Annotated in this window: 26 protein-coding genes; 15 read left to right on the plus strand and 11 right to left on the minus strand. The window is 49.4% G+C overall.

The window, feature by feature from the left end; all coding sequences use genetic code 11:
• Positions 1-54: 54 nt before the first annotated feature.
• The 6 genes from ACLHR0_RS01540 to ACLHR0_RS01565 all read left to right on the plus strand — a co-directional run bounded on the left by ACLHR0_RS01540 (position 55) and on the right by ACLHR0_RS01565 (position 5,374).
• The gene (locus tag ACLHR0_RS01540; RefSeq protein ID WP_436484347.1) at positions 55-693 is read left to right on the plus strand and encodes a DUF5683 domain-containing protein; all 639 of its coding nucleotides are present in this window, start codon (positions 55-57) and stop codon (positions 691-693) included.
• A gap of 41 nt (positions 694-734) precedes the next feature.
• Positions 735-1,454 (plus strand): 4-hydroxy-tetrahydrodipicolinate reductase, encoded by a 720-nt coding sequence (gene dapB / locus ACLHR0_RS01545; protein WP_370909793.1) that lies wholly within the window; start codon positions 735-737, stop codon positions 1,452-1,454.
• A gap of 151 nt (positions 1,455-1,605) precedes the next feature.
• Complete coding sequence (locus ACLHR0_RS01550; RefSeq protein ID WP_142683316.1) at positions 1,606-2,025, plus strand: RrF2 family transcriptional regulator; 420 nt, start codon at positions 1,606-1,608, stop codon at positions 2,023-2,025.
• Positions 2,026-2,414: 389 nt separating this feature from the next.
• The gene (locus ACLHR0_RS01555; protein ID WP_436484348.1) at positions 2,415-3,098 is read left to right on the plus strand and encodes a phosphoadenylyl-sulfate reductase; all 684 of its coding nucleotides are present in this window, start codon (positions 2,415-2,417) and stop codon (positions 3,096-3,098) included.
• A gap of 35 nt (positions 3,099-3,133) precedes the next feature.
• Positions 3,134-4,042: a sulfate adenylyltransferase subunit CysD gene (cysD, locus tag ACLHR0_RS01560; protein ID WP_370909791.1), complete on the plus strand. Its 909-nt coding sequence runs from the start codon at positions 3,134-3,136 to the stop codon at positions 4,040-4,042.
• 81 nt (positions 4,043-4,123) lie between these two features.
• Positions 4,124-5,374 (plus strand): sulfate adenylyltransferase subunit 1, encoded by a 1,251-nt coding sequence (locus ACLHR0_RS01565; protein WP_429045529.1) that lies wholly within the window; start codon positions 4,124-4,126, stop codon positions 5,372-5,374.
• A gap of 231 nt (positions 5,375-5,605) precedes the next feature.
• Here ACLHR0_RS01565 and ACLHR0_RS01570 read toward each other — a convergent pair whose 3' ends face one another.
• The gene (locus ACLHR0_RS01570; protein WP_429045527.1) at positions 5,606-6,544 is read right to left on the minus strand and encodes an NAD-dependent epimerase/dehydratase family protein; all 939 of its coding nucleotides are present in this window, start codon (positions 6,542-6,544) and stop codon (positions 5,606-5,608) included.
• A 245-nt stretch (positions 6,545-6,789) separates the two neighbouring features.
• Here ACLHR0_RS01570 and kdsA point away from each other — a divergent pair, with 245 nt between their 5' ends.
• Positions 6,790-7,611 (plus strand): 3-deoxy-8-phosphooctulonate synthase, encoded by an 822-nt coding sequence (gene kdsA / locus ACLHR0_RS01575; protein ID WP_370909788.1) that lies wholly within the window; start codon positions 6,790-6,792, stop codon positions 7,609-7,611.
• Between the two features lie 119 nt (positions 7,612-7,730).
• Positions 7,731-8,132, plus strand: a complete 402-nt coding sequence (locus ACLHR0_RS01580) for a hypothetical protein (protein WP_436484349.1) — start codon at positions 7,731-7,733, stop codon at positions 8,130-8,132.
• Positions 8,133-8,202: 70 nt separating this feature from the next.
• Here the strand turns inward: ACLHR0_RS01580 and ACLHR0_RS01585 are convergent, their stop codons facing one another.
• Complete coding sequence (locus ACLHR0_RS01585) at positions 8,203-8,424, minus strand: PspC domain-containing protein (protein ID WP_079468922.1); 222 nt, start codon at positions 8,422-8,424, stop codon at positions 8,203-8,205.
• Between the two features lie 209 nt (positions 8,425-8,633).
• Here ACLHR0_RS01585 and ACLHR0_RS01590 point away from each other — a divergent pair, with 209 nt between their 5' ends.
• From ACLHR0_RS01590 to ACLHR0_RS01600, 3 genes are all read left to right on the plus strand, one after another.
• Positions 8,634-10,904, plus strand: a complete 2,271-nt coding sequence (locus ACLHR0_RS01590) for an aconitate hydratase (RefSeq protein ID WP_436484350.1) — start codon at positions 8,634-8,636, stop codon at positions 10,902-10,904.
• A gap of 85 nt (positions 10,905-10,989) precedes the next feature.
• Positions 10,990-11,607: an HD domain-containing protein gene (locus ACLHR0_RS01595; RefSeq protein ID WP_436484351.1), complete on the plus strand. Its 618-nt coding sequence runs from the start codon at positions 10,990-10,992 to the stop codon at positions 11,605-11,607.
• Positions 11,608-11,617: 10 nt separating this feature from the next.
• Positions 11,618-12,199, plus strand: coding sequence for a TIGR00730 family Rossman fold protein (locus ACLHR0_RS01600; RefSeq protein WP_370909784.1), 582 nt, complete (start codon positions 11,618-11,620; stop codon positions 12,197-12,199).
• Here ACLHR0_RS01600 and ACLHR0_RS01605 read toward each other — a convergent pair.
• Together ACLHR0_RS01605 and ACLHR0_RS01610 are read right to left on the minus strand one after the other, a co-directional pair.
• Complete coding sequence (locus tag ACLHR0_RS01605; protein ID WP_429045519.1) at positions 12,196-13,245, minus strand: DUF4421 domain-containing protein; 1,050 nt, start codon at positions 13,243-13,245, stop codon at positions 12,196-12,198. The genes ACLHR0_RS01600 and ACLHR0_RS01605 overlap by 4 nt on opposite strands.
• Positions 13,246-13,276: 31 nt before the next feature.
• Complete coding sequence (locus tag ACLHR0_RS01610; protein ID WP_370909782.1) at positions 13,277-13,747, minus strand: metallophosphoesterase family protein; 471 nt, start codon at positions 13,745-13,747, stop codon at positions 13,277-13,279.
• 56 nt (positions 13,748-13,803) lie between these two features.
• On the opposite strand from ACLHR0_RS01610, the gene purU reads away from it, so the two are divergent.
• Together purU and ACLHR0_RS01620 are read left to right on the plus strand one after the other, a co-directional pair.
• Positions 13,804-14,673, plus strand: a complete 870-nt coding sequence (gene purU / locus ACLHR0_RS01615; RefSeq protein ID WP_436484352.1) for a formyltetrahydrofolate deformylase — start codon at positions 13,804-13,806, stop codon at positions 14,671-14,673.
• 33 nt (positions 14,674-14,706) lie between these two features.
• Positions 14,707-15,540 carry a CHAD domain-containing protein gene (locus ACLHR0_RS01620; protein ID WP_436484353.1) on the plus strand — a complete coding sequence of 278 codons (834 nt, stop codon included), beginning with the start codon at positions 14,707-14,709 and terminating at the stop codon, positions 15,538-15,540.
• Positions 15,541-15,570: 30 nt separating this feature from the next.
• On the opposite strand, the gene hutG is transcribed toward ACLHR0_RS01620, so the two are convergent.
• The 6 genes from hutG to ACLHR0_RS01650 form a co-directional block, all read right to left on the minus strand.
• Complete coding sequence (gene hutG, locus ACLHR0_RS01625; RefSeq protein ID WP_436484354.1) at positions 15,571-16,575, minus strand: formimidoylglutamase; 1,005 nt, start codon at positions 16,573-16,575, stop codon at positions 15,571-15,573.
• On the minus strand, positions 16,572-17,798 hold the full coding sequence (gene hutI, locus ACLHR0_RS01630) for an imidazolonepropionase (RefSeq protein WP_436484355.1): 1,227 nt from the start codon (positions 17,796-17,798) through the stop codon (positions 16,572-16,574). The genes hutG and hutI overlap by 4 nt, the downstream gene beginning before the upstream one ends.
• Before the next feature lie 30 nt (positions 17,799-17,828).
• Positions 17,829-19,499 carry a urocanate hydratase gene (hutU, locus tag ACLHR0_RS01635; RefSeq protein ID WP_436484356.1) on the minus strand — a complete coding sequence of 557 codons (1,671 nt, stop codon included), beginning with the start codon at positions 19,497-19,499 and terminating at the stop codon, positions 17,829-17,831.
• Complete coding sequence (gene hutH, locus ACLHR0_RS01640) at positions 19,477-21,045, minus strand: histidine ammonia-lyase (protein ID WP_436484357.1); 1,569 nt, start codon at positions 21,043-21,045, stop codon at positions 19,477-19,479. The genes hutU and hutH overlap by 23 nt, the downstream gene beginning before the upstream one ends.
• A gap of 29 nt (positions 21,046-21,074) precedes the next feature.
• Positions 21,075-21,554: a MarR family winged helix-turn-helix transcriptional regulator gene (locus ACLHR0_RS01645; RefSeq protein ID WP_429045505.1), complete on the minus strand. Its 480-nt coding sequence runs from the start codon at positions 21,552-21,554 to the stop codon at positions 21,075-21,077.
• A gap of 127 nt (positions 21,555-21,681) precedes the next feature.
• The gene (locus tag ACLHR0_RS01650) at positions 21,682-22,104 is read right to left on the minus strand and encodes an SET domain-containing protein (protein ID WP_436484358.1); all 423 of its coding nucleotides are present in this window, start codon (positions 22,102-22,104) and stop codon (positions 21,682-21,684) included.
• Positions 22,105-22,229: 125 nt separating this feature from the next.
• On the opposite strand from ACLHR0_RS01650, the gene ACLHR0_RS01655 reads away from it, so the two are divergent.
• Positions 22,230-23,108, plus strand: coding sequence for a bestrophin family protein (locus ACLHR0_RS01655; protein ID WP_436484359.1), 879 nt, complete (start codon positions 22,230-22,232; stop codon positions 23,106-23,108).
• Between the two features lie 55 nt (positions 23,109-23,163).
• On the plus strand, positions 23,164-24,540 hold the full coding sequence (gene mgtE, locus ACLHR0_RS01660; RefSeq protein WP_429045501.1) for a magnesium transporter: 1,377 nt from the start codon (positions 23,164-23,166) through the stop codon (positions 24,538-24,540).
• Between the two features lie 35 nt (positions 24,541-24,575).
• On the opposite strand, the gene ACLHR0_RS01665 is transcribed toward mgtE, so the two are convergent.
• Positions 24,576-25,106: a histidine phosphatase family protein gene (locus tag ACLHR0_RS01665; RefSeq protein WP_436484360.1), complete on the minus strand. Its 531-nt coding sequence runs from the start codon at positions 25,104-25,106 to the stop codon at positions 24,576-24,578.
• Positions 25,107-25,127: the final 21 nt, after the last annotated feature.

Genomic DNA, 25,127 nt, shown 5'->3' on the forward strand with positions numbered 1-25,127 from the left:
CATTACATATTTCATTCACTACGATACTCTTTGTTGTTTTTAATCGCGGTTGTAATGGCAGCGCCATTGCACGCGCAGCAGGATACCCTGCGCCCGGTAGCCAAAACAATGGATACGCTCATCCGGCCCATCCCTGCTCCAGGTACGGACACCGTGAAAGCCAATAAAGCCATCTTCACCGACAGCGCCTATATTCCCGATTCCAAACTCCCCCACAGCCCGCGTAAAGCAGCCCTTTACTCCGCCGTGGTACCAGGTCTGGGACAGGCATATAACAGGGAATACTGGAAAATTCCGCTCGCATACGCCGCCATCGGCACCTGTGTGTATTTCTTCGTGGATAATATGAAGACCTACAAACTGTACCGCGATGCCTACCGCCTCCGGGTAGACGGCAACCCGGATACAAACGACACCAGCCCGGATACCAAACCTTATGATACGGAATCACTGAAGCTGGGCCGCGACCAGTTCCGGCAGTATGTGGACTATTCCGTGTTGTTCTTCATCCTGGCCTATGGCGTAAACATTATAGACGCCACGGTATTCGCACACCTCCGCAACTTTGATATGTCAGACGACCTGAGTATGCGCGTTTCTCCCACACTGATCAACAACCGTACACTGGGCATCGGCATCAACATTTCCATCGGCGGCAAAAAGGCCAAAAGCCGGTACTTTGCCGGCCGCTGATCATCATTAATACATCCACTTAAATACAACTTGCAAGGGTCATGAAAATAGCGCTCATCGGATATGGTAAAATGGGACAGGCAATAGATGCTATTGCCACTGCCAAAGGACATGAGATAATACTCCGGGTAGACGTCAACAGCAAACACCTGCTGGAAAAAGAACACCTCGGCCAGGCAGATGTAGCCATCGAGTTTACCACCCCTGAAACAGCTTACCACAACATCGTAAAGTGCTTCGAGGCAAATGTACCCGTAGTATCCGGTACCACCGGCTGGCTCGATAAACTGCCGGAAATAAAAGCGCTTTGCCTGGAAAAAAACCAGGCTTTCCTCCACGCCACCAATTTCAGCATCGGCGTTAATATCTTCTTTGAACTGAATAAGAAACTGGCAGCCCTCATGGCCAGCCAGCCGCAATACAACGTACAGATGGAAGAAATCCATCATACCCATAAAAAGGATGCGCCAAGCGGTACTGCTATTACACTGGCAGAACAGGTGCTGGCCTCCCTGCCCCGTAAAACCGGCTGGGTAAACGAAGAAAGCAACCAACCGGAAGCCCTTCCCATCATCTCTAAAAGGATTGATCCGGCGCCGGGTACACACACTGTAAATTACACCTCCGCCATCGACGATATTACCATCACCCACACCGCCCACTCCCGTGAAGGCTTTGCAGCCGGCGCAGTAGTAGCGGCAGAATGGCTGAAAGGTAAAACCGGCGTGTTCACCATGCGGGATGTATTGAATTTAGGATAGCAGCAGCTAAACGCATTAGCCGCCGGATACCGCTCCGGTGGCTAAAAGCCAGCCACTCACTGCTGGCAGCTAAAAACTGCTTATCTTTGCAGGAATATAAAGTGTGCACGGCACTATTAGTTCATCCGTGGAGGGATGCAAAAAAGTCAGTATGTTATCGAAAAAAACGCAATACGCATTTCACGCATTAGTACACCTGGCAGAGAACGTAGATAAAGGCCCCATCCTTATATCTGAAATTGCACAGGAAAAAAATATCTCTATCAAATTCCTGGAAAATATTTTGCTGGAATTGAAGAATGCCGGCATCCTCGGCAGTAAAAAAGGAAAAGGTGGCGGTTATTACCTCATGCGGCCTCCAAAAGAGATCGCACTGGCCAAAATCATCCGCCTGCTCGATGGCCCCATTGCGCTGCTTCCCTGCGTAAGCCTCAATTACTACGAACGCTGCGAAAACTGCCGCGATGAAGCCGTTTGCGGCCTCAACGAAGTAATGGGCCGGGTAAGGGACTCCGCCCTGAAAATCCTCGAGAACAAAACTTTGAAAGACATTCTGACCCGGAACAGCTAATCAGGGTGTAAAATATCCGAGCCGGCCCAAACGCCGGCTTTTCCGCTACAGTAGCAGGTTCCAGGATCAAGTCCACCTCCCCTCCAGGTCACCTCCGGGTTTACAGCACGGATACTCCCAGTGTAAAGCCACTCCTATCCCAGTCTACAGCGGATATGTCCCCAGCTTACAGCACATATAAGCTACTCCTTTTCCCCGTCCACAGTAAATAGCCCCCAGGCTCTACCCACGCCCAATTTCCACCCGCCACCACAGCCATTTTACCCGAAAGAAATAATTTTTTACCTTATTAGTCTATCTTTTTTATAGGTTTTATGTATTTTTGTTGAAGGAGTGACCGTAATCGCTCCGCTGGCACTAGACATATCAATTCAATAAGGAAGATCTACATGACAGACATTACCACCGCGCTGGTCAATAAACCGGTTGAGGAGGCCATACAGTACCTGCTGGAACAATACCCCGGCGCTGTAGCATTCTCCACCTCTTTTGGCCAGGAAGACCAGGTGATATCAGATATTATCTGGCGTAACCAATTGCCGGTTAGAGTTTTTACCCTGGACACGGGCCGCCTCTTTCAGGAAACATACGATGTAATGGACCTCACCATGGCCCGTTATAAACAACCTGTAGAAGTTTTCTACCCCGACACCGCCGCGGTAGAAAAACTGGTTTCCACCAAAGGACCCAACAGCTTTTACGAATCAGTGGAAAACCGCAAAGAATGCTGCGGCATCCGTAAAATTGTACCGCTCAACCGGGCCCTGGAAGGCGTAAAGGTATGGATCACCGGCCTCCGGGCAGAACAATCCGAAAACCGGCAAGGCATGGAAATCCTCGAATGGGATGAACATCGCCACCTCTATAAATTTAATCCGCTGATCCACTGGGGCTACGACGAAGTACTGGCCTACCTGGATCAACATAACGTGCCCTACAATAAACTGCACGATAAAGGCTTCATCAGCATTGGCTGCGCACCCTGTACACGCGCCATTGAGCCGGGAGAAAATCCGCGCGCCGGCCGGTGGTGGTGGGAACAGTCGCAGAAAGAATGCGGTCTGCACGGATAAACAACATTTGCTTTTAGAATAAATTATTATAGTCCATGACTAATCAAATAAATTGGGAATTTCCTCAGGCACTGGAAGATGAAGCCATTTATATACTCCGCGAAACAGTAGCACAGTTCGAAAAACCAGTGCTCCTGTTCTCCGGAGGCAAGGATTCAATTACACTCGTACGACTGGCACAGAAAGCATTTTACCCCGGTAAAATTCCTTTCTCCCTGCTTCATGTGGATACCGGCCACAACTTCCCGGAAACCATCGAATTCCGTGATTGGCTCGTGAATTCACTCGGACTGGACATCATCGTTAGAAATGTACAGGACAGCATCGACCAGGGTAAAGCCCAGGAAGAAACCGGCAAATACGCCAGCAGAAACGCCCTCCAAACCGTTACCCTCCTGGATGCCATCGAAGAAGGAAAATTTGACGCCTGCATCGGCGGCGCCCGCAGGGACGAAGAAAAAGCCCGCGCCAAAGAAAGGATTTTCTCCGTAAGAGACGAATTCGGTCAATGGAACGCCAAAATGCAACGCCCCGAACTGTTCGATATCCTCAACGGTAAAATCAATATCGGTGAAAACGTACGCGTATTCCCCATCTCCAACTGGACAGAACTGGACGTGTGGAATTATATCGTTCGTGAAAAACTGGAAATACCTTCTATCTATTTCTCCCATGAAAGAGAAATTATAGAACGCGACGGTCTATACTGGCCTTACTCCTCTTTCCTCAATACTACCGCCGATGAAGTACCGTTCCGCCAGAAAGTACGCTTCCGTACCGTAGGCGACATGACCTGTACCGCCGCCGTGTTATCTGAAGCCGATAAACTGGAAGATATCATTGCCGAAATCATGGAAGCAAAGATCTCTGAACGTGGCGCACGTATAGATGACAAACGTTCTGAAGCCGCTATGGAAAAGAGAAAACAGGCAGGATACTTCTAGCAGCATTCCCTGTAACACACACTTTAACTTAATTAAACACATCTTTTAACGCCAGCCGCTAAAAGCAAAAAAATAAAAATAATGGAGGTTTTACGTATAGCCACTTCCGGTAGTGTAGACGATGGTAAAAGTACCTTAATAGGCCGTTTATTATACGATACCAATTCTATTCCGCAAGATAAAATGGAAGCGCTCCACGCTGCCAGCAAACGCAAAGGACTGGACTTTACAGACCTGTCGTTGCTAACCGACGGACTGGTAGCAGAACGTGAGCAGGGAATTACGATAGATGTGGCACACATCTACTTCTCCACCCCTACCCGTAAATACATCATTGCCGATACCCCCGGGCATATTGAATATACCCGCAACATGGTAACCGGCGCCTCCAATGCACAGGTATCGCTGATCCTCATCGATGCCCGCAGAGGCATCGTGGAACAAACACACCGCCACTTCTTTATCGCTAACCTCCTCCGTATTCCGTACCTGGTGGTTTGCGTAAATAAAATGGATCTCGTGGATTACAGCGAAGCCCGCTTTAACCAGATAGTGGAAGATTTCCAGCAAATGCTCGATAACGCCGGTTTTAAAGGACAGGAAGTGAAGTTTATTCCCATCTCCTCCCTGTATGGCGAAAACGTGGCCAGCCGCACGGGTGCTATCAACTGGTACAACGGCAGCACCCTGCTGGAATACCTGGAACAGGTGTCTTTCGATCATGAAGACCGTAACCACCCTGCCCGTTTCCCCATTCAAAGCGTGATCCGCCCACGCACCACCGAATACCACGATTTCCGTGGCTTTGCAGGCAAAGTGGCCAGCGGGCATTTCTCTGTTGGCGACGAAGTGATCTCCCTGCCCTCCGGGCAAAAGAGCCGCATCAAAACCATTGAGCAATTTGAAAAACAACTACCGGCAGCGCATGCACGCGAAAGCGTGGTGATCACCCTGGAAGGTGAAATAGACAGCAGTCGCGGTAACATGCTCGTAAAAACAAACGAAATACCACCGCAACTAAAAGAAATAAGCGCCAATATCTGCTGGATGGACCAGCTGCCGCTTACTTCCGGCAAAACCTACCTGTTGCAACATGGCGTTAACCGCGTGAAAGCAAAAGTGCAGCAGATCAACTACGTAACAGACGTAACCAACCACGTACAGGTAACGGACAAAACATCCATGACACTAAACGACATCGGCAGAATTACGCTGAAAACCGCAGCACCCATATTCGCCGATCCTTATCAGAGCAATCCGGCCAACGGCGCCTTCATTCTCATCGATGAATTCAACAACACCACCGTAGCGGTAGGCTTCATCGAAGGGTAGCGCAGCGCGGATTTTGTCTTGGCTCAGGATTACGCTGATTTTACTGATTACCTGGATTTTTACTTTTGGATTTTTTTTGATTTTTTAGATTTTCTTATAATAATTAAGGGAGATAAGAGCGGATATCCGCTTCTATCTCCCTTAATCCTTTATAAAATCAAAAAAGTAAAAATCCAGGTAATCAGTAAAATCAGCGTAATCCTGAGCCAAGACAAAATCCGCGGCAATCTCCTATATATGCTCCAGCATGTCCCGCGTCATTGCCGCCAGGTCGAACTCTGGCTTCCAGCCCCAATCGGCCCGTGCCTGGCTGTCGTCGATACTGTTGGGCCAGCCATCTGCGATTTGCTGACGGTAATCCGGTTCGTAGGCCATGGTGAAGGCGGGAATGTGTTTCTTTATTTCTGCGCCTATTTCTTTCGGGGAGAAGCTCATGGCGCCCAGGTTATAAGCGGAACGTACTGCTATTTTAGAGGCGTCTGCTTCCATTAGCTCAATGGTGGCGCGGATCGCATCCGGCATGTACATCATTGGCAGGTACGTGTTTTCAGAGAGGAAGCTGGTATATTTCTGATGCTCTTTCGCCTCATGGAAAATTTCAATGGCATAATCAGTGGTACCGCCGCCGGGCGCCGATTTATAGCTGATCAGGCCAGGGTAACGTAAGCTTCTTACGTCCACACCAAAGCGGTGGTTGTAGTATTCGCACCAGCGCTCACCCGCAAATTTGCTGATACCATAAATGGTGGTAGGCTCAATTACCGTGTGCTGAGGCGTTTCCTGCGATGGTGAGTTAGGACCAAATACCGCGATGGAACTTGGCCAGTATATTTTATCGAGGTTTTCTTCTTTCGCAATATCCAGTACGTTCAACAGGCTTTGCATGTTAATATGCCACGCCAGTAATGGATTCTTTTCACCGGTGGCCGACAGGATCGCCGCCAGCAGATAGATCTGGGTGATATTATGACGGATCACCAACACATGCAGCATCTCCTTGTTCATCACATCCAGCGACACATACGGACCGGTTCCTTTCAGCAAATCATGCTCTTCACGCAGATCTGAAGCCAGCACATTCGCATCCCCATACATCTTTCTTAAGGCCAGGGTGAGCTCCACGCCAATTTGTCCGCAGGCGCCTATAACCAGTATCTTATCTTTCTTCATACAAAAATATAATTGTAAGCTATTTTAAATCGGACCGTAATATTAACGGGTTCGCCGCTATTTCCATTCACCCCGCCTCAGCGCATGACAATGCTATAACAATAAAATTAACGCCAGGTTATACACATGGTTTTCGGATTACAATGTTATGACAATTACCCCAAATAGCGTGGCTTCATCACCTCCCTTTGCCAGAGAATGCCTATCTTTGCACCTTCAATTAAATGACACAATTTTTTCAAGATATGAAGCATTTAAAATCTTTATTCAAAGAGCAATACAACCCCGAAAATTTCTTCCTGATTGCTGGTCCCTGTGTGATTGAAGAAGAATCCATTTTGATGGAAGTGGCGGAAAAAGTATCCACCATCTGTAAAAGATTAGCGATCCCTTATATTTTCAAGGCTTCTTACCGTAAAGCAAACCGTACCAGCGTGCATTCCTTCACCGGAATCGGTGATGTGGAAGGACTGGAACTGCTGCAGAAAATTGGTAAAACTTTTAATGTTCCGGTTACTTCAGATATTCACTCCGCCGCAGAAGCTGCTATGGCAGCCGCTTACGTGGATGTATTGCAAATCCCTGCCTTCCTCTGCCGCCAAACGGACATCCTGCTGGCCGCCGCAGAAACAGGCAAGGTAGTAAATGTAAAGAAGGGACAGTTCCTCAGCGGCGAATCCATGAAATTTGCCGTGGAAAAAATCAAGGGAGCCGGTAATGATCATATCATCCTCACCGAACGTGGTACCACCTTCGGCTACCAGGACCTGGTAGTGGACTACCGCAATATCCCTATCATGAAACACCTGGGTGAGCCCGTGGTAATGGATTGTACCCACTCCTTACAACAGCCCAACCAAACCAGCGGCGTAACCGGTGGTAACCCGCAAATGATCAGCACCATCGCCAGAGCAGCCATTGCTACCGGCGCAGATGGCCTGTTCATTGAAACCCACCCCGATCCTTCCTGCGCAAAATCCGACGGCGCCAACATGCTCCGCCTGGATTTACTGGAACCATTACTGGAACAACTGGTGGAACTCCGCCAGGTAGTGAGAAAGTTTTAATCCAAACCACATAATGCAAAAAAGCTATTATCATCTTCCGGTGGTAATAGCTTTTTTCTTTACATGAAGCTTTGCACTTTTTTCAGTAAATTCATGAAACACATAAAACTCAGTTCACTATGATTAATATCCACGAATTAAAATCAGGTGATACCATTATCACAAATTATGGCGGGACAGAAAAGGAAGGGAAGATTTTGCAGGTAGATCATGAGGATAAGAAAGTGTTGGTGGCTACGGATGAAAATGAGTTCTGGTACGATCTTGATAACCTGGAACCTATTCATCTGACCGAGGCCACCCTGCTGAAACTGCAATTTCATAAAGATGAAACGGCATCGTCGAAGGCAGGAGGAACATTGTATGTGAGAGGACCCTTCTCTATCCGCTGGTTTGAAGAAGGCAACAAACCGCTGATGCAGCTGCATTACCGGGATGAAACCAGGAATCTCACAGAGCCGATCACGTTAAATGAATTGCAGAACCATTATCACCAGATGACATTGTTTCACCTGGAATAAGGAAAATATTTAAAAGAAAAGAGGTGGTTCACGGATAACGCGAACCACCTCTTTTCTTTATATCAATAACTTATAAATAACGCAGTGGATTCCTCCGGGCATTTAGAATGTAATTCTTCATATTTACCCAAAAGGCAAGAATCATGTATACAATGAGTGGGGAGCCCATTGTCAGGAAAGTGGCATAAATGAAAAAGATGCGAATACGGGACGTGGCTACGCCAAGTTTATCTCCTATAGCGGCACATACACCGAACGCCTTCCATTCCACAAAGTCTTTTATCCGGTTCATACTTCAAATTTATCAAATTCCGGCTGGAAAAACAAGGAAAAAACGGCTGGCAGGGCTATTCCCTGTACCGCGTTGAATATCAGGGGAACTTTAAAAGTACAGGAAGTTTTCAGGTAGTTGACCCGATGTTAAGTATTTAATTTAAAAACTTGCTGATTTTAGTTAATTTTGCGAGCAATTTTTAACCGCTCTTAAATAATTTTTTTCCCATGGTGTTTGATATTGACATGATTAAAAAAGTGTATGCGGCACTCCCGGGTAAGGTGGAAGCAACCCGTAAAATGCTGGGTCGCCCGCTGACACTGGCTGAGAAGATTTTGTACGCTCACTTGTATGCACCGACTACCACGCCCTACGAAAGAGGCAAATCTTATGTTGAATTTGCGCCGGATCGCGTAGCTATGCAGGATGCAACCGCCCAGATGGCATTGCTCCAGTTTATGACCTGCGGTCGTGATAAAGTTGCGGTTCCCTCCACTGTTCATTGTGATCACCTCATTCAGGCTAAAGTAGGCGCTACAGAAGATCTGGCAACGGCTATTGACACCAATAAAGAAGTTTACGATTTCCTTTCCTCAATTTCTGATAAATACGGCATCGGTTTCTGGAAACCAGGCGCTGGTATCATTCACCAGGTAGTGCTGGAAAACTATGCGTTTCCGGGTGGTATGATGATCGGTACCGACTCCCACACCCCTAATGCCGGCGGTTTAGGCATGGTGGCGATTGGTGTTGGCGGTGCTGACGCGGTTGACGTAATGGCCGGCTTACCATGGGAGCTGAAAATGCCGAAACTGATCGGTGTGAAACTGACGGGCAAAATGAGCGGTTGGACTTCTGCCAAAGATATTATCCTGAAAGTAGCAGGTATCCTCACCGTAAAAGGTGGTACCGGCGCTATCGTGGAATACTTCGGCGAAGGTGCGGATAGCTTCAGCGCTACCGGTAAGGCAACCATTTGTAACATGGGTGCTGAAATCGGCGCTACCTGTTCCCTGTTTGCATACGACAGCAAAATGGCCGATTACCTGAAAATCACCGGTCGCTCAGAAGTGGCTGCCCTGGCTGATGAAGTAAGAGACCATCTCCGCCCTGATGCAGATGTATATGCAGATCCTTCCAAATACTACGACCAGGTGATCGAAATCAACCTGGACGAACTGGAACCTTATGTAAACGGTCCGTTCACCCCGGATCTGGCATGGCCTATCTCCAAATTTGCACAGGCAGTAAAAGAAAACAACTGGCCTGAAAAACTGGAAGTAGCCCTCATCGGTTCCTGCACCAACTCTTCCTACGAAGATATTTCCCGCTCTGCTTCCCTGGCACAACAGGCCATCGACAAGCACCTGGAGATGAAATCTGAATACACCATCACTCCCGGCTCTGAACTGGTACGTTTCACCATCGAAAGAGACGGTTTACTGAATACCTTTGACCAGGTAGGCGGTGTGGTACTGGCAAATGCCTGCGGTCCGTGTATCGGTCAGTGGGCCCGTCATATCGACGACCCTACCCGTAAAAACTCTATCATCACTTCCTTCAACCGTAACTTCGCGAAGAGAAATGATGGTAACGCTTCTACCCACGCATTTGTGGCTTCTCCGGAAATCGTAACAGCATTGGCGATCGCAGGTGATCTTACCTTCAACCCGCTGACCGACAAGCTGAAAAACAAAAACGGTGAAGAAGTAATGCTGGACGAACCGGTAGGTTTTGAACTGCCTCCAAAAGGCTTTGCCGTGGAAGATGCCGGTTACCAGGCCCCTGCTGCCGATGGTAGCGGTGTTCAGGTGAAAGTATCCCCTACCTCCGACCGTTTACAACTCCTGGCGCCATTTGCTGCATGGGAAGGCACCGATCTGAAAGGATTGAAACTGCTCATCAAAGCAAAAGGTAAATGTACTACGGATCATATCTCTATGGCTGGTCCATGGCTGAAATACCGCGGTCACCTGGATAACATCTCCAACAATATGCTCATTGGTGCGATCAACGCATTCAACGATAAAAGCGATACCGTTAAAAATTCCATTACCGGCGAATATGGTGCAGTACCTGCTACCATGCGCGACTACAAAGCACACGGCTTCGGTGCAGTGGTAGTAGGTGATGAAAACTACGGTGAAGGCTCCAGCCGCGAACACGCTGCTATGGAACCCCGTCACCTCGGCGTTCGTGCCATCCTGGTGAAATCTTTCGCCCGTATCCACGAAACCAACCTGAAAAAACAAGGCATGCTGGGTTTGACCTTCGCTAACAAAGAAGATTATGACCTGATCCAGGAAGATGATACCATCGACATCCTGGGTCTTACTACCTTCGCTCCAGGTAAACAACTCACTGTTGTGCTTCATCATAAAGATGGCACCACCAGCGAATTCCCTGTAAACCACACGTACAACGAACAACAGATCGAGTGGTTTAAAGCCGGTGGCGCACTGAACGTAATCCGTGCAGAAGCTGCGAAAAAAGCTTAATCAGGCTACTCAGCATAAAAGAAACGGGCAGGAATTTTTTCTGCCCGTTTTCTTTTTAAATTACTCCCCGAAAAGAACCCTGCGTATGTCAGCATTAAATATCATCTGGTCCTCCCTTCATCCCAACACGGATGTGGCGCTGGTTAACAGCTCCTACGCGGCCCTGCTGGATGCCTACCAATCGCCCGGAAGGTATTATCACAACTGGTCGCATATACAGCAGCTGGTAAGCCTGCAACAGGTCTATGCGCATCAGCTCACAGATCCGGAAGCCGTGCTTTTTGCCATCTTCTTTCATGATATCATTTATAACCCGCAGCAACCCGATAATGAAGAGCGCAGCGCTGCAGCCGCAGTAGCCCATCTGCATAAAATTAATTACCCGGCGGAAAAAACCGCCCAAATCAGCGATTTCATTATCGCCACCAAAACACATATCAATACCCGTCAGGATCCGGACCTGGATTACTTCCTGGACTTCGACCTGCAAATACTCGGCGCCGCACCGGAAACATACCGGGCCTACGCACAGCAAATCAGGCAGGAGTACCAGGTTTACCCCGATGAGGTGTATAACTCCGGCCGTAAAAAAGTATTGCAGCATTTCCTGGAAATGCCCGCCATTTATGTAACACCGGCGTTCCGGGAACAATATGAAACAGCTGCCCGCACCAACATCCGGGCTGAATTGAACACTTTATAATCAAAAGGATATGAATCGAATTGTTGTTTACTGTGGCTCCAGCGCCGGACATGATCCCGTTTATATGCAACAGGCCACCCTGCTGGGCGCCGCACTGGCCCAACGCAACCTTACACTGGTGTATGGCGGCGCTAACGTAGGACTGATGGGCGCAGTGGCAGATGGCGCCTTAAATGCCGGCGGCAAAGCCATTGGCGTACTGCCTCACTTCCTGCAACAGAAAGAACTGGCGCATACCGGCCTCACAGAACTGATCCTGGTGGACACCATGCACGAACGCAAAACGAAGATGAATGAATTGTGCGATGGCGTTATCGCATTGCCCGGAGGCTTCGGCACCATGGAGGAATTGTTTGAAATGCTCACCTGGGGACAACTGGGCCTGCATAAAAAACCCATCGGCCTGCTGAATGTAAATGGCTTCTACGACGCCCTGATGGCCCTGTCGCAAACCATGTCTGAGAAAGGCTTCCTCACGGCAGAGAACCGTGATATGCTGTTATGCAGCAATGATATCAGCGACCTGTTATTACAAATGGAAAAATACCAGCCACCGGCCAGGTCCAAGTGGATTTCACCGGCGCAAAGCTAAATCGTCTTTGATTTCCACAACGGCTTTTCCAGGGTGAAACGGCGCACCAGGCTCACCCTGAAATTGCCTGTGCCAAAGGTTTGATAAGTATGTGGTATCGACATGCCGCTACGGGTGTTCATTCCCACGTAGTGTATCCCCGCAAAATAACGGCTGGAATTATACCCCAGCGAGGCCCGCACCGTATTACTGAATTGCAGTCCCGCTTTACGGCTCACATTCCCGTTTTCCAGGAACAGGGTGGTGATATTTCCTCCTAAACCGCCGGTAAGCGATAAGGATAAAAAGAAGTGCTCCTTCAGCACAAAGGTGTAAGCATATCCTACATTGGCAGCCAGGGAATAAATGCCGGTCTTATGATAATGCTCATCCCGCAGAAATGCGGTATCTGCCATATTGGTGGGGATGAGGGAAGAATCGCCTTTGATGCCGGCAAAGAACATTTCTCCGCCTATGATCAGCGAACCCGCACTTTTCTTCTGGTATTCATTCTGTAGATTGGGCGCACGGTAAGAGAAACGTTTGTCGTTGAAGATATATCCCACATTCAGGCCGAAGTCGGTGTTCCTGATATCAGGCCGCTGCGGATAAGGATGCAGCGCAGTATAGGCTTTACCATATACTTCCTCCGGGTTGGCTACATAATAGCCTTTATAATATTGACCGTAGAAGTCTACCACAATTTTACGCAGGTATACATGCGACTGCAGATCGATGTATTTCGTTTTGCCGTACCTGTCGTTGCTGTTGATAAATGGCAGGTTAAACCCGATGTTAATGCCTATAAACCGGTAATTGGCGCCAAACCCCACATTAAAAGGAGTATTGGGACGGTAAAGGACATCAGTTTTCGTTTTCCGGTCTACGATGTCATACTTGGTGTACTTGCGGGAGCCGTACAGCCGGAAGGTAATATCTTCCGTATGATCTTCGATATACGCCGTATCATTTTCTGTTTTCAGCCATTTCAGGAATCTTCCCTGCGCCTTTGCCTGCGCAGATCCAAGTCCCAATACTACCAGCCATGCTAAAATTCGTAGGTTCATAAACGTTGTAGGTTATAAGCAATGATGTTGATCAGGGCAGTTCTATCACCTCGAGTTGTTGAATATTACCAGCCTCCAGTTGAAAACGCAGCAGCGTTTTTACCTTGTGCCATCCTTGTTGACCGCATGCACCCGGGTTCATATGTAACAAATGAAGTGCCGCGTCCGGCATTACTTTCAGGATGTGCGAATGCCCGCAGATAAACAGTTTGGCAGGATGCTGTTTCAGTTGTTCCTTCACGCCCGGGGCATATTTCCCCGGATATCCGCCAATATGTGTCATCATCACCTCTACTCCTTCCAGGTTGAAACGCAGGGTTTCGGGGTAACGGATACGGATATCTGCCCCGTCGATATTCCCGGAAACGGCCCTGAAAGGCTTGAATTTTTCCAGTTTATCGGCCAGATCCACATTACCGATGTCGCCGGCATGCCAGATTTCATCTACTTCTTCAAAATATTTGAATACCTGTGGGTGCAAATAGCTGTGGGTATCCGACATTAGTCCTATCTTTTTCAACGGAGAATTGTATTATAATTTTATATTTTGGTAGTCATATGTTAAAACAAGAAGTCCCTCATATCACCGCCTGTTTGCTTATTTGCTGTCCCGACCGGCCGGGCATCGTAGCCGGCGTATCACAGTTCCTCTACCTGTTGGGTGCAAATATACTGGATGCAAGTCAACACAGTACCGATCCACGGGAAGGATTATTTTTTATGCGTATGGAATTCCAGCTGGAACAGCTTGATAAGTCCGCGCTGGAAACGGCTTTCCAGCAACAGGTAGCTACCCCGCTGCAAATGGAATGGAAAATAGATTACAGCGATCGCCGCAAACGTATGGCTATCATGGTATCGGCGTATGATCATTGTTTGCTGGAATTATTATGGAGATGGAAAAGCGGTGAGCTGGCGGTAGATATCCCGCTCGTGATCTCGAATCATGCTTCCCTGGAAAAGGAATGCACTGCATTGGGGATCCCTTTTCACTACCTCCCGGTAAGCAGCGGTACCAAGGAATTGCAGGAGCGCGTTGCCATGCGGCTGCTGGAAGAGCACCGGGTGGATTTCACCGTACTGGCCAGGTACATGCAGATCCTGTCGCCACAGTTTGTAAGTCATTATCCGCAACGGATCATCAATATCCATCACTCTTTCCTGCCTGCCTTCGCCGGCGCACGTCCTTACCTCAACGCCTATACGAGAGGCGTAAAGCTGATTGGCGCCACCGCCCACTACGTTACCAACGAACTGGATGAAGGCCCGATTATTGAGCAGGATGTGGCCAGGGTAAGCCACAAGCACACCGTGGAGGACCTGGTGATGCTGGGCCGTGACATTGAACGGCAGGTGCTCACCCGTGCAGTGAAAGCGCATATTGATAACCGCGTGATCCTGCATGGCAACAAAACCATTGTGTTCTGATGGTTTCAGCGGATTTCGTTAATTTTAAAAGACATGTTGCAAACGGCTTTATATCATTATCTCCGTAAGGAATGCGATACGGTCACCACCGCATATGCCACCCTGCGGGAGGCTCCCGGTGACGCTGATGCCATACACGCCATGCGGGTAGGCGTAAAAAAGCTGCGGGCCTTTTTTTCGCTGGTAAAACAGCTGCCGGATTATTCGTTCGGGGCGGGTAAACATCTACGCACCGCCAGGCTGATACAGTCGATCGGCGGCGCTTCCAGGGATACGCACCTCCAGGAAAAAAACCTGCGCAGCTATGAAAAAAAAATATCGTGGCGCTTTTCATTTGCGCATCTCTTACTGCAAAACAAAGCCGCTACAGCCAGTGAAATGTTAGCCGCCACAGTGAAATACTGCTCCCTGAAAAAACTGGAGTCACTGCCGGAAAGATTTAAAGAGGCTATTGCCAATACCGATACCAATGCTGCTACTGCCGCGCTGATCAGCTACCTGGAACAACAGCATCAAAAAATCACCGTGCCGGCCAGCAGCGCGCATCACACGGTATGGCACGAAGTCAGGAAAGAAGTAAAAACATTGTACTATCAGCTCAATATACTGGAACAGGTACTCCCTGCTGTTTTCACAGAAAACCTCGCCACGCCTACCCGTAAAGCGGGTGAGCTTCTTGGCCAATGGCATGATACCAGCGAATTATTGTTGTTTGTAAAGGCAACGGCAGCACAGCTGAAGAAAGAGAAGATTACCCTGCCGGTAAATGCACAACAGCTGATACAGCTGCTGCAAATGGACATGAAAGAACAACTGGCGCAATGCGCCTGGCAGGTTAAGGAACTGAAAGCCGCTGCCGTATTTTAACGTATACCCGTTAAAGATAACGGCTACACGCTAAAATGCTTCTTCCCCGCTATACGCCATCACTATCTCAAAAACCAGCGCTGCCGCCAGTTTCGCAGTGCGGTTATCTATATCCAGTGAAGGATTTAATTCTGCAATATCGGCTCCTGCCACTTTCCCGCTTTCCAGTATCTTACGGAAACATTGCAGGAACAAACCTCCCGGCATAATACCATTATAAGCCGTAGCGCTTACTCCCGGCGCAAAGGGTGCTGCAAATACATCCAGGCAGGTGGTCAGGTATACTTTATCCACCTGGCTGAGAAAATGCTGTATGGCGGCAAACAACGTGTCTTTATCCTGCAAATGAAAAGCATCTGCGCTTACATAAGTCGCTTCTTCTTCTCCTGCAGTATTAAAAAGCTGGCGGGTATTCCCGTTCTTCTGGATACCCAGGGCCAGGTAATGAAAAGGCAGGCCGGACTGTTTGGCATCCTGCGCCAGTTGCCAGAAGCCGGTACCTGAGCTGGCGCCTTCTTCACCGGGAACACGGATATCAAAATGCGCATCAAAGTTGATAAAGCCTACGGATTGCTTTCCTGCAAACCGGCGGATACCACTGGCATGCCCATACGTAATTTCATGACCGCCGCCCAGTAACAGCGGCAGGTAACCTGCCGTGAGGATATCGTTCACCGTTTCGCTGAGCACCTGCTGTGCATTTTCCAGTTCGCCATTGGGACAAAGGATATCTCCCGCATCCAGCAACACCGTTTGTGCGTTGAAGTGAACCGGAAAGTTGGCAATCACCTTCCGTATGGCGGCGGGTCCTTTTGCAGCACCTGCCCTGCCTTTGTTGCGGCGCACGCCTTCATCGCAGGCGAAGCCCAGCAGGACAATACCTTTCTGACCCGGCTGCAAAACCGGCAAGGGCGTTTGCAACAGGTCGGTTACGGTAATTACCTGGTGCCAGCGCAGCAGGTCGGGGTCTGTACCATCAATACGACCGGTCCAGGAACCACTTGCAGTGGGCTGATAGCTTTCTTTTGTTATCATACTAAAACTCCTTTCTTCCATACCAGTGACGGCTTCATCTTACCCTGGTAATAAAGTATGTCGCGATAATCCGCGGTGGGATAAGCCTGCATATCAGCGGCGTAACCTGCCAGCAGCTGGCCTGCATCTTTCAGTTGCAACGCAGGCGCTGCTCTTACGGTCAGCGCAGCCAGTACTTCTGCGGTGGATAACTTTTCGGCGGCGCTCATTACGGCAGCCTGTATCAGCAAATCGCCCATGGGGGCCGATCCGGGGTTCCAGTCGCTCGCAATGGCTACACATGCACCTGCATTCAGCAGCCTGCGCGCCGGCGCATATAACATACCTAATCCCAGTGAAGCACCTGGCAAAACTACTGCAACGGTATCAGAATTAGCGAGTAAAGCAATTTCTTTTTCAGTGCTGGCTTCCAGGTGATCGGCAGATAACGCCCGCGCATTCACGGCAACTTCAGCACCGCCGGTGCTGAACTGATCCGCATGCACTGTTGCCACAAATCCCTGCTGCATGGCCTGTTGCAGGAAACCGGCAGCAGCCTTTGCAGAAAAAGCAGTTTCTTCTATAAAAATATCCACGCGGTTACTCAACTGCTCCTGCTGCACCACCGGCAACAGTTCCGTTAAAATCCACTCCAGGTAGGCTTCTTCACTGCCTGTATAATCACGGGGTTTCATATGCGCAGCCAAACAGGTGGAAATCAGCGTGGCAGGCGTGTGCAGCCCCGCCTGCTGTATGGCGCGCAGCATTTTCAATTCACTCTCCAGGTTCAGGCCGTAACCACTTTTTACTTCCATGGTGGTAACGCCTTCTTTCAGATGCCGGTTAGCGCGGGCCACCGTGTTCTCCGTAAGGGTAACAAGATCGGCTATACGCGTTTTGGTAACCGAATCCCATATACCACCGCCTGCACGGGCTATTTCCAGGTAACTTTTACCGGCTATGCGCATGGCATAATCACGGTTGCGGCTACCATCGTAACAAATGTGTGTATGACAATCAATAAATCCCGGCAATAACACGAGCGGTGTATCCTGGAAAGCGATTTCGCAATCCGGGTATTTCTGCAACAGGGTTTTGTACCCTGCTATCGCAATGATCTCCCCGTTTTCCACCACTACCCCGCCCTTCTCTATCACGGTCAACTGTTCATCGTGCAGGGCGCCTTTCAGCGACAAGCCCGTCATTGGCAGGATCTGGGCAAAAGGACCGATTAATGTTTTCATGGGCAATGATTAAGCGGTTAACCGCTGTGATTAAATGCTGATATCAAATTTTTGTCCCCATTCCTGTGCCTTTTCGTAACCCGCATCCGCATGACGGAAAATGCCCAGCGCCGGATCATTGAAGAGCACGCGGCGTAAGCACTCAGCTGCACGGTCGGTACCATCCGCCAGCACTACCATGCCGGCATGTTGTGAATATCCCATCCCTACGCCGCCGCCATGATGAAAAGACACCCAGGTAGCGCCGCCGCCGGTATTGGCCATGAGGTTGAGCAATGTCCAGTCGCTCACAGCATCGGAGCCGTCTTTCATAGATTCGGTTTCGCGATTGGGAGAGGCCACGGAGCCACAGTCGAGGTGATCACGGCCAATCACAATCGGCGCTTTCACTTTTCCTGTTCTCACCAGCTCATTAAAAATAAGCCCCGCTTTTTCGCGTTCGCCCAATCCCAGCCAGCAGATGCGTGCAGGCAATCCCTGGAACGCCACTTTCTCCTGCGCTTGTTTCAGCCAGTTGATCAGGTGGGTATTTTCCGGGAACGCTTCCATCAACGCGCGGTCGGTGGTATAAATATCTTCCGGATCGCCGGAGAGGGCTACCCAGCGGAAGGGTCCTTTCCCTTCGCAGAAGAGCGGACGGATATATGCCGGCGTAAATCCGGGGAAGTTGAAAGCATTGGGCTCTCCGCCTTCCCGCGCAAATTCGCGGATGTTATTACCATAATCAAAAGTAACGGCGCCTTTCTGCTGCAGCTGCAACATAAAGCCTACATGGCGCGCCATGCTTTTCAGCGACAGCTCCCGGTATTTTGCCGCATCGCTTTTACGCAGTTCCAGCGCGGCCTGCAGTGTAATGCCATTAGGCACGTACCCGTTCAGCGGATCATGTGCGGACGTTTGATCGGTGAGGATGTCCGGTATGATATTATCTTTCAGCATTCTTTCCAGCATATCACCGGCATCGCTTACCAACCCGATGGATAACGCTGTTCCGTTGGCCTGTGCTTCCTTCGCCCATTGAATGGCTTCTTCGTAGGAATAAGTCATACGGTCAATGTAACGGGTATCCAGTCTTTTTTGAATACGTGTAGGATCAATGTCGGCGCCAATGAACACGGCTCCGGCCATAGTGGCTGCCAGAGGCTGTGCGCCGCCCATACCGCCAATACCTGCTGTTACCAGCAGCTTACCGGCCAGGCTGCCATTGAAGTGCTGCCGGCCGCATTCCATAAAGGTTTCATAGGTTCCCTGTAATATACCTTGTGTACCGATATAGATCCAGCTGCCGGCCGTCATTTGTCCGTACATCATCAGGCCCTTGGAACGCAGTTCGTTGAAATGCTCCCAGGTGGCCCATTTCGGCACCAGGTTGCTGTTGGCCAGCATTACTCTTGGCGCCTGCGGATGCGTGCGTACAATACCTACCGGTTTACCGGATTGCACCAGCAGGGAATGCTCGTCGTCCAGCGTTAATAATATTTCGATAATTTTCTGAAGAGATTCGCGGTTGCGCGCTGCCTGGCCGATGCCGCCGTACACCACCAGCTCATCGGGATTTTCGGCTACTTCTGCATCCAGGTTGTTAAGCAGCATGCGCAGGGGCGCTTCGGTTTGCCAGGATCTGGCGTGCAGCTGTGCACCACGTGGCGCTTTATAATGCGGGTGAGCTGCATATGTTTTAATAAAGTCCAAACTGGTCATTATAAAGTCCGTTTAAGTTAAGTTGATGATTAGCGGCAGCTTCATTGGCTACACGTACCAGCGATTGATCGACAACAATTTTGTGCAGGGCGGCAATATCATTGGCAAAGATCCGGTCCTTATCTGCAAAGGTTACATGTCTGCGCGTATACTGATGTACGGCTTCCAGTACCGGGCCTGATTTCATTGGCCGGCGAAAATCCACTGCCTGCGCGGCATACAACAGCTCAATAGCAAGAATGTATTCGAGATTGCCGATCACCTGGTTCAATTTGCGGCCACTGATAGACCCCATTGATACATGATCTTCCTGACCCAGTGAAGTAGGTACGCTGTCGGCGCTGGCAGGGAAACACAGGGTTTTGTTTTCCGTTACCAGTGCAGCGGTGGTGTATTGTGGTATCATGAAACCGGAGTTGAGTCCGGCATCCTGGATCAATAATTTTGGCAGCCCGTATCTTCCTTCAATCATCATATAACAACGCCTGTCGGAGATGTTGCCCAGTTCCGCAGCAGCCACGGTAGCGTAGTCCAGGGGCAATGCCAGTGGCTGCCCGTGGAAGTTGCCACCGCTGATGGTGTCTTCTGCACTGAAAATAATGGGGTTATCGGTAACGGCATTCAGCTCTATGGTAGTGAGTTCCTGCAGGTGTTGCCAGGCGGTGCGTGACGCGCCGTGCACCTGCGGCATACAGCGCAGGGAATAAGGGTCCTGCACTCGGCCGCAATCCACATGCGACGACATGATCTCCGAGTTATCCAGCAATGCTTTCAAACGGTGCGCTACCAGCTGGTTGCCGGGGTACGGGCGGATAGCATGTAAGCGGGGATCAAATGGTTTGGCGGTGCCCATCAGTCCTTCGAGCGACAACGCCCCGATGATATCCGCGGCTTCGAGTGCGTTGTGCAGGCGTTGCACCGCTTTAACGGCAAACGACAGGATGAACTGTGTGCCGTTGATGAGCGCCAGTCCTTCTTTAGGACCCAGCACTATCGGTTGTATCCCTTCCTGTTGCATCATGGAAGCGGTATCTGTTTTCGCGCCACGGTACATCACATGCCCCAGCCCTATCAATGGCAGGAACAGGTGCGATAACGGTGCGAGGTCGCCCGAAGCGCCTACAGAGCCCTTTTCAGGCACCAGCGGCGTTATCCTGTGTTCAATATGCCAGATGATTCTTTCGAGGGTGGACAGCGCCACACCTGAGTAACCCTGTGCCAATGCCTGCACTTTGGTGATGAGCATGATGCGGGCAATTTCTTCCGGGATATTTTCTCCTACACCTACACTGTGACTTTGCAGGATGTTGTATTGCAGAGCGCGGGTATCTGCTTCCGAAATCTTGGTATCGCACAACGGGCCAAAACCAGTGTTAATACCATATACCGTGGTGTGTTGCGCCACAATGGTTTGTACATAGCCGAAGCTGGTTTGTACACGCGTAATGACTTCCGGTACCAGTATGCCTTTCACTTTGCCGGCAGCAATATCAATCGCGCGGGCAACAGTGAGCTGGTCGATACCGTACTTAAAAATATCACTCATGTCGTTAGATTTTTCTGGTGTATGAAGTATTATAACTGTTGTCTGATCCTTTCTGATAAAGACTTTTGCTGCACTGACTGTTCAATCTGGGCGATGGCAGCCAGTATCTGCTGGCTTTGTTTGTTTTCCGTTGCCAAAGCTTCCATAGCGCCGGTGATGGCTTCCCATACGGGTTGTATCTGTTGCAGCAGGTCTTCGCCTTTTTTGGAGAAAGCGACCAGTTGCCGGCGGCCATCTTCCTTACACGGCGTTGTTTTCAGGAGTCCTTTCTTTTTCAGGTTGGTCACCATCTGGCTTACGGCGGAGTGGGATATTTCCAGTTGTTCTGCAATATCGATCATGGGTACCGGCTGCTGTCTGGATAAGAGGTAAAACACCGGGAACCAGCTGGCATCAAAGGGTATGCCCGCCTGTTCATATACCTTGTTTACTTCCATGAGAAAGTATTCGCTCAGCCTGCGCAGGCGGCTGCCAAAAACGAGGTAGCCAAGTGATGGATAAAATGACATATGAAAAGGTTGATGTTAATATTATATAAGCGCTTATACAATATTACGAAAGAAATACGAATAATATAGTCACCGGGCAGGAATATTCACTGCTGTCTGCCCGCAACGGTACTATTCGTACTGCTTCTTACTTTTTAGCGGTCTGTTTCTTTTTAGCGGTCTGTTTCTTTTTAGTATCAAACCAAAGGGGGGAGCTGTCCGTTACATCACCATTGTAGTTGATAAAAAGCTCTTCTCCTTTCTTGATATCACGACGGGTGATGATACTCATGGTTTCTTCCTTGAAGTCCATTTCATACTCACAGTTGGGGTTGTAATCGTGATTATAGATAGAGCAAAAGCCCAGTGCCACGCAGGAACGGGTTTCTTTTGCACCCCAGAGAAAAATATAATTGTGGAGTCTTGTTTTATCCACAATCTCAGTATCGTCGTAAGTGAGAACGAGCACGGGTGACGTCTCAATTCTTGTTCCGGCAGGGATTTTTTCTTTGGTATAAACACCCCGGCCTTTTCCTTTCGACTTATCAATGTACAAATACGGCTTTATCATAGCGTAATTTCAAATAAAAGAAGACGTAAAGTAAAGTTAAAGCAGGAAGTTATCAAAATCATGTTTAAAAAATTTAGGTTTGCCGCCCGGAAAATATTTTTTTTGCCTTTCATTAACCTGCATATATGATCAATTATAATCCAAAGGAGTGGTTTACGTTCATTTTCCGTCTTCATAAAGCGGATACAGTAAGGAAGCTGTTCCCCATGTTTATTGCCCTCTCCATCTATTCTGCCATTGTAGCCTGGCTGGAACTGGAGGTCTGGAAGATGTCTGACAAGAGTGAACTGAAGAACATCACGCTGATGTATGGCCTGCTGGGCTTTGTGATCTCCCTGTTACTGGTGTTCCGCACCAACACCGCGTATGACCGCTGGTGGGAAGGCCGCCGGCAATGGGGCGCCCTGGTGAACAGCAGCCGCAACCTGGCTATTAAAATCCAGGCCATACTGCCATTGGAAAACAAGGCCGACAGGGAGTTCTTCAAAGTAATGATCCCGAACTTCGCCTATGGCCTGAAAAATCACCTGCGCAAAACTTATGTGCACGACGAGATGGAAGCTATACCAGGACAGGAGCCGCTTCATACTGATATCAGTAAGCATGTGCCTAACCAGTTGTCGCAGCTCATCATGACTAAAACCATGGACCTGTACCGCAGCGGGCAGCTCAGCGGGGATCAGCTCATTGTGCTGAACAACGAGCTGCAGTCGTTTGCAGATGTATGCGGCGCCTGCGAACGGATCAAAAATACCCCCATCCCTTTTTCCTACAGCGTATTTATCAAGAAATTTATATTCTTCTATGTAATGTCCATGCCCTTTGGATACGTGTTCAGCCTGGGTTACCTCATTATCCCCATGATTGTATTCGTATTCTTTGTACTGGCAAGCCTCGAGCTCATTGCAGAAGAAATTGAAGACCCCTTTGGCAAAGACGCCAACGATTTGCCGCTGGATAGCATTTGCAGCAACATCCGCCTGCATGTATCAGAATTATTATAACGACTGCCCCGGCAGCGTGCTATTTTAACTTAATTTCGCAGATAGAGGCAATTGTATGGAAAATGAAGCTTTACTGGAAAAATTCCAGACACTGACAAAAGAAAGAAATTACCGCGAACTGTCAGTATACCTGGACGACCAGCTGATTACGGATATAGCCGAATTGATTCACGAGGTCCCCGAAGATGCCGGAATAATCATCAATCACCTGTCGATCGGCAGAGCGGCAGCGGCTTTCCGTATCCTGGACTTTCCTTTACAGGAAGATGTGATACGTACTTTATCGCCCGCAAAAATAGCAGAGCTCATGAACGAGCTGCCGGCGGATGACCGTACCGCCTTCCTGGAAGAGCTTCCCAGCGAAGCGGTAAAAGAGCTGATCAAACTGTTGGACCCCGAAGAACGGCGCATCACCCTTTCCCTCCTGGGCTACAAGGAGAACAGTGTGGGCCGTATCATGACGCCCGATTACATTGCCGTTAGAGAAGAATGGACCGTGAAGGAGGTGCTGGATTATATCCGCGAGCATGGAAAGGACAGTGAAACCATCGACGTAATTTATGTAATCGACGAAAAAGGGCAGCTGCTGGACGACTTCCGGATACGTGAGTTCCTGCTCGTATCACCGGAAACGGTGGTGCATACCCTCATGGACGACCGCTTTGTATCGCTCCATGCCAACGACGACCAGGAAGAGGCCATCCAGGTTTTCCGGATGGAAAACAGGGTAGCCTTGCCCGTAGCAGACGACCAGGGCATCCTGCTCGGTATTGTGACCATCGATGATATGTTGTGGATCGCCAACGAAGAACATACTGAAGATATCCAGAAGATTGGTGGTACCGAAGCCCTGGACGAGCCTTACCTCGATATGCCCCTGCTCAAACTGGTGAAGAAGCGGGTTGGCTGGCTGGTAGTATTGTTTATCGGTGAAATGCTGACCGCCACCGCCATGGGATTTTTTGAAGATGAAATTGCGAAGGCGGTTGTACTGGCACTGTTTGTACCGCTCATCATTTCCAGTGGCGGTAACAGCGGCTCACAGGCTTCCACGCTTATTATACAGGCAATGGCGCTGGGCGAAATCAGCGTGAGCGACTGGTGGCGCGTGATGCGCCGGGAAATCCTTTCCGGCCTGCTGCTGGGCGGCGCACTCGGCGCCATCGGCTTCCTGCGTATCCTGCTCTGGAATACCCTGTTCAATACTTACGGCGCACACACCGTGCTGATAGGCGCTACAGTAGGCATTTCCCTGGTAGGCGTAGTATTGTGGGGAACCCTCTCCGGTTCTATGCTGCCGCTGGTACTGAAGAAATGCGGCGCGGATCCGGCCACGTCCTCCGCGCCTTTCGTGGCGACCCTGGTGGATGTAACCGGGTTGTTGATTTACTTTACAGTAGCCTATACCCTCATGAAAGGCATCTTGCTGTAATGCGCAACTATAGCGGGGGAAAAGGCTTTCCTCCGCTAATAACAGATCTCTTTAAGCACCGTTCCTTCTCTTGTTTTCCGCACTATAAACAACCGGTCGTATTCATTCTCTCCTATAGAATCCGTATGTGGCTTAGCTTTCAGGCTATGCAAGATAGGGATCAGGGTATTGGAATGCCCTATCACCAGCAGGCGCTTTCCCCAGTCCTGGTGCCGGGTAACCTGGTAAATAAAAGATTCCCCGCTGGTATCTGCGGCATAAAAACAAGTATCGATGTGCAGGTGGATGCGCAAACTATCGGCCGTGGCAACCGCTCTTTTATAAGGCGTGAAGTAAATTTTATTCAGGCCCGAATCCTTCAGCAGCCGGTATAATGCGCCTGCCCTTTCCTGGCCTGCCAGGGTTAAAGTGGAATCCGGACCCGGGTTTCTTTCTGCATGCCTGATCACATAGAAGGTGCCTGTTAAAAAGGTACTGTCTTCAGATACCGGTACCGGTTGGCGGACGGGCAGCTTCGGCTTACAAGCGGCAAGGATCAGGAGGGAAAGGAGTATTGATATACGCATAGCGTGGATTTAAGGCAGATG

Origin of the sequence: Chitinophaga sp. ARDCPP14, from assembly GCF_051362515.1 — a bacterium.
In the GTDB taxonomy this organism is placed as follows: Bacteria; Bacteroidota; Bacteroidia; order Chitinophagales; family Chitinophagaceae; genus Chitinophaga.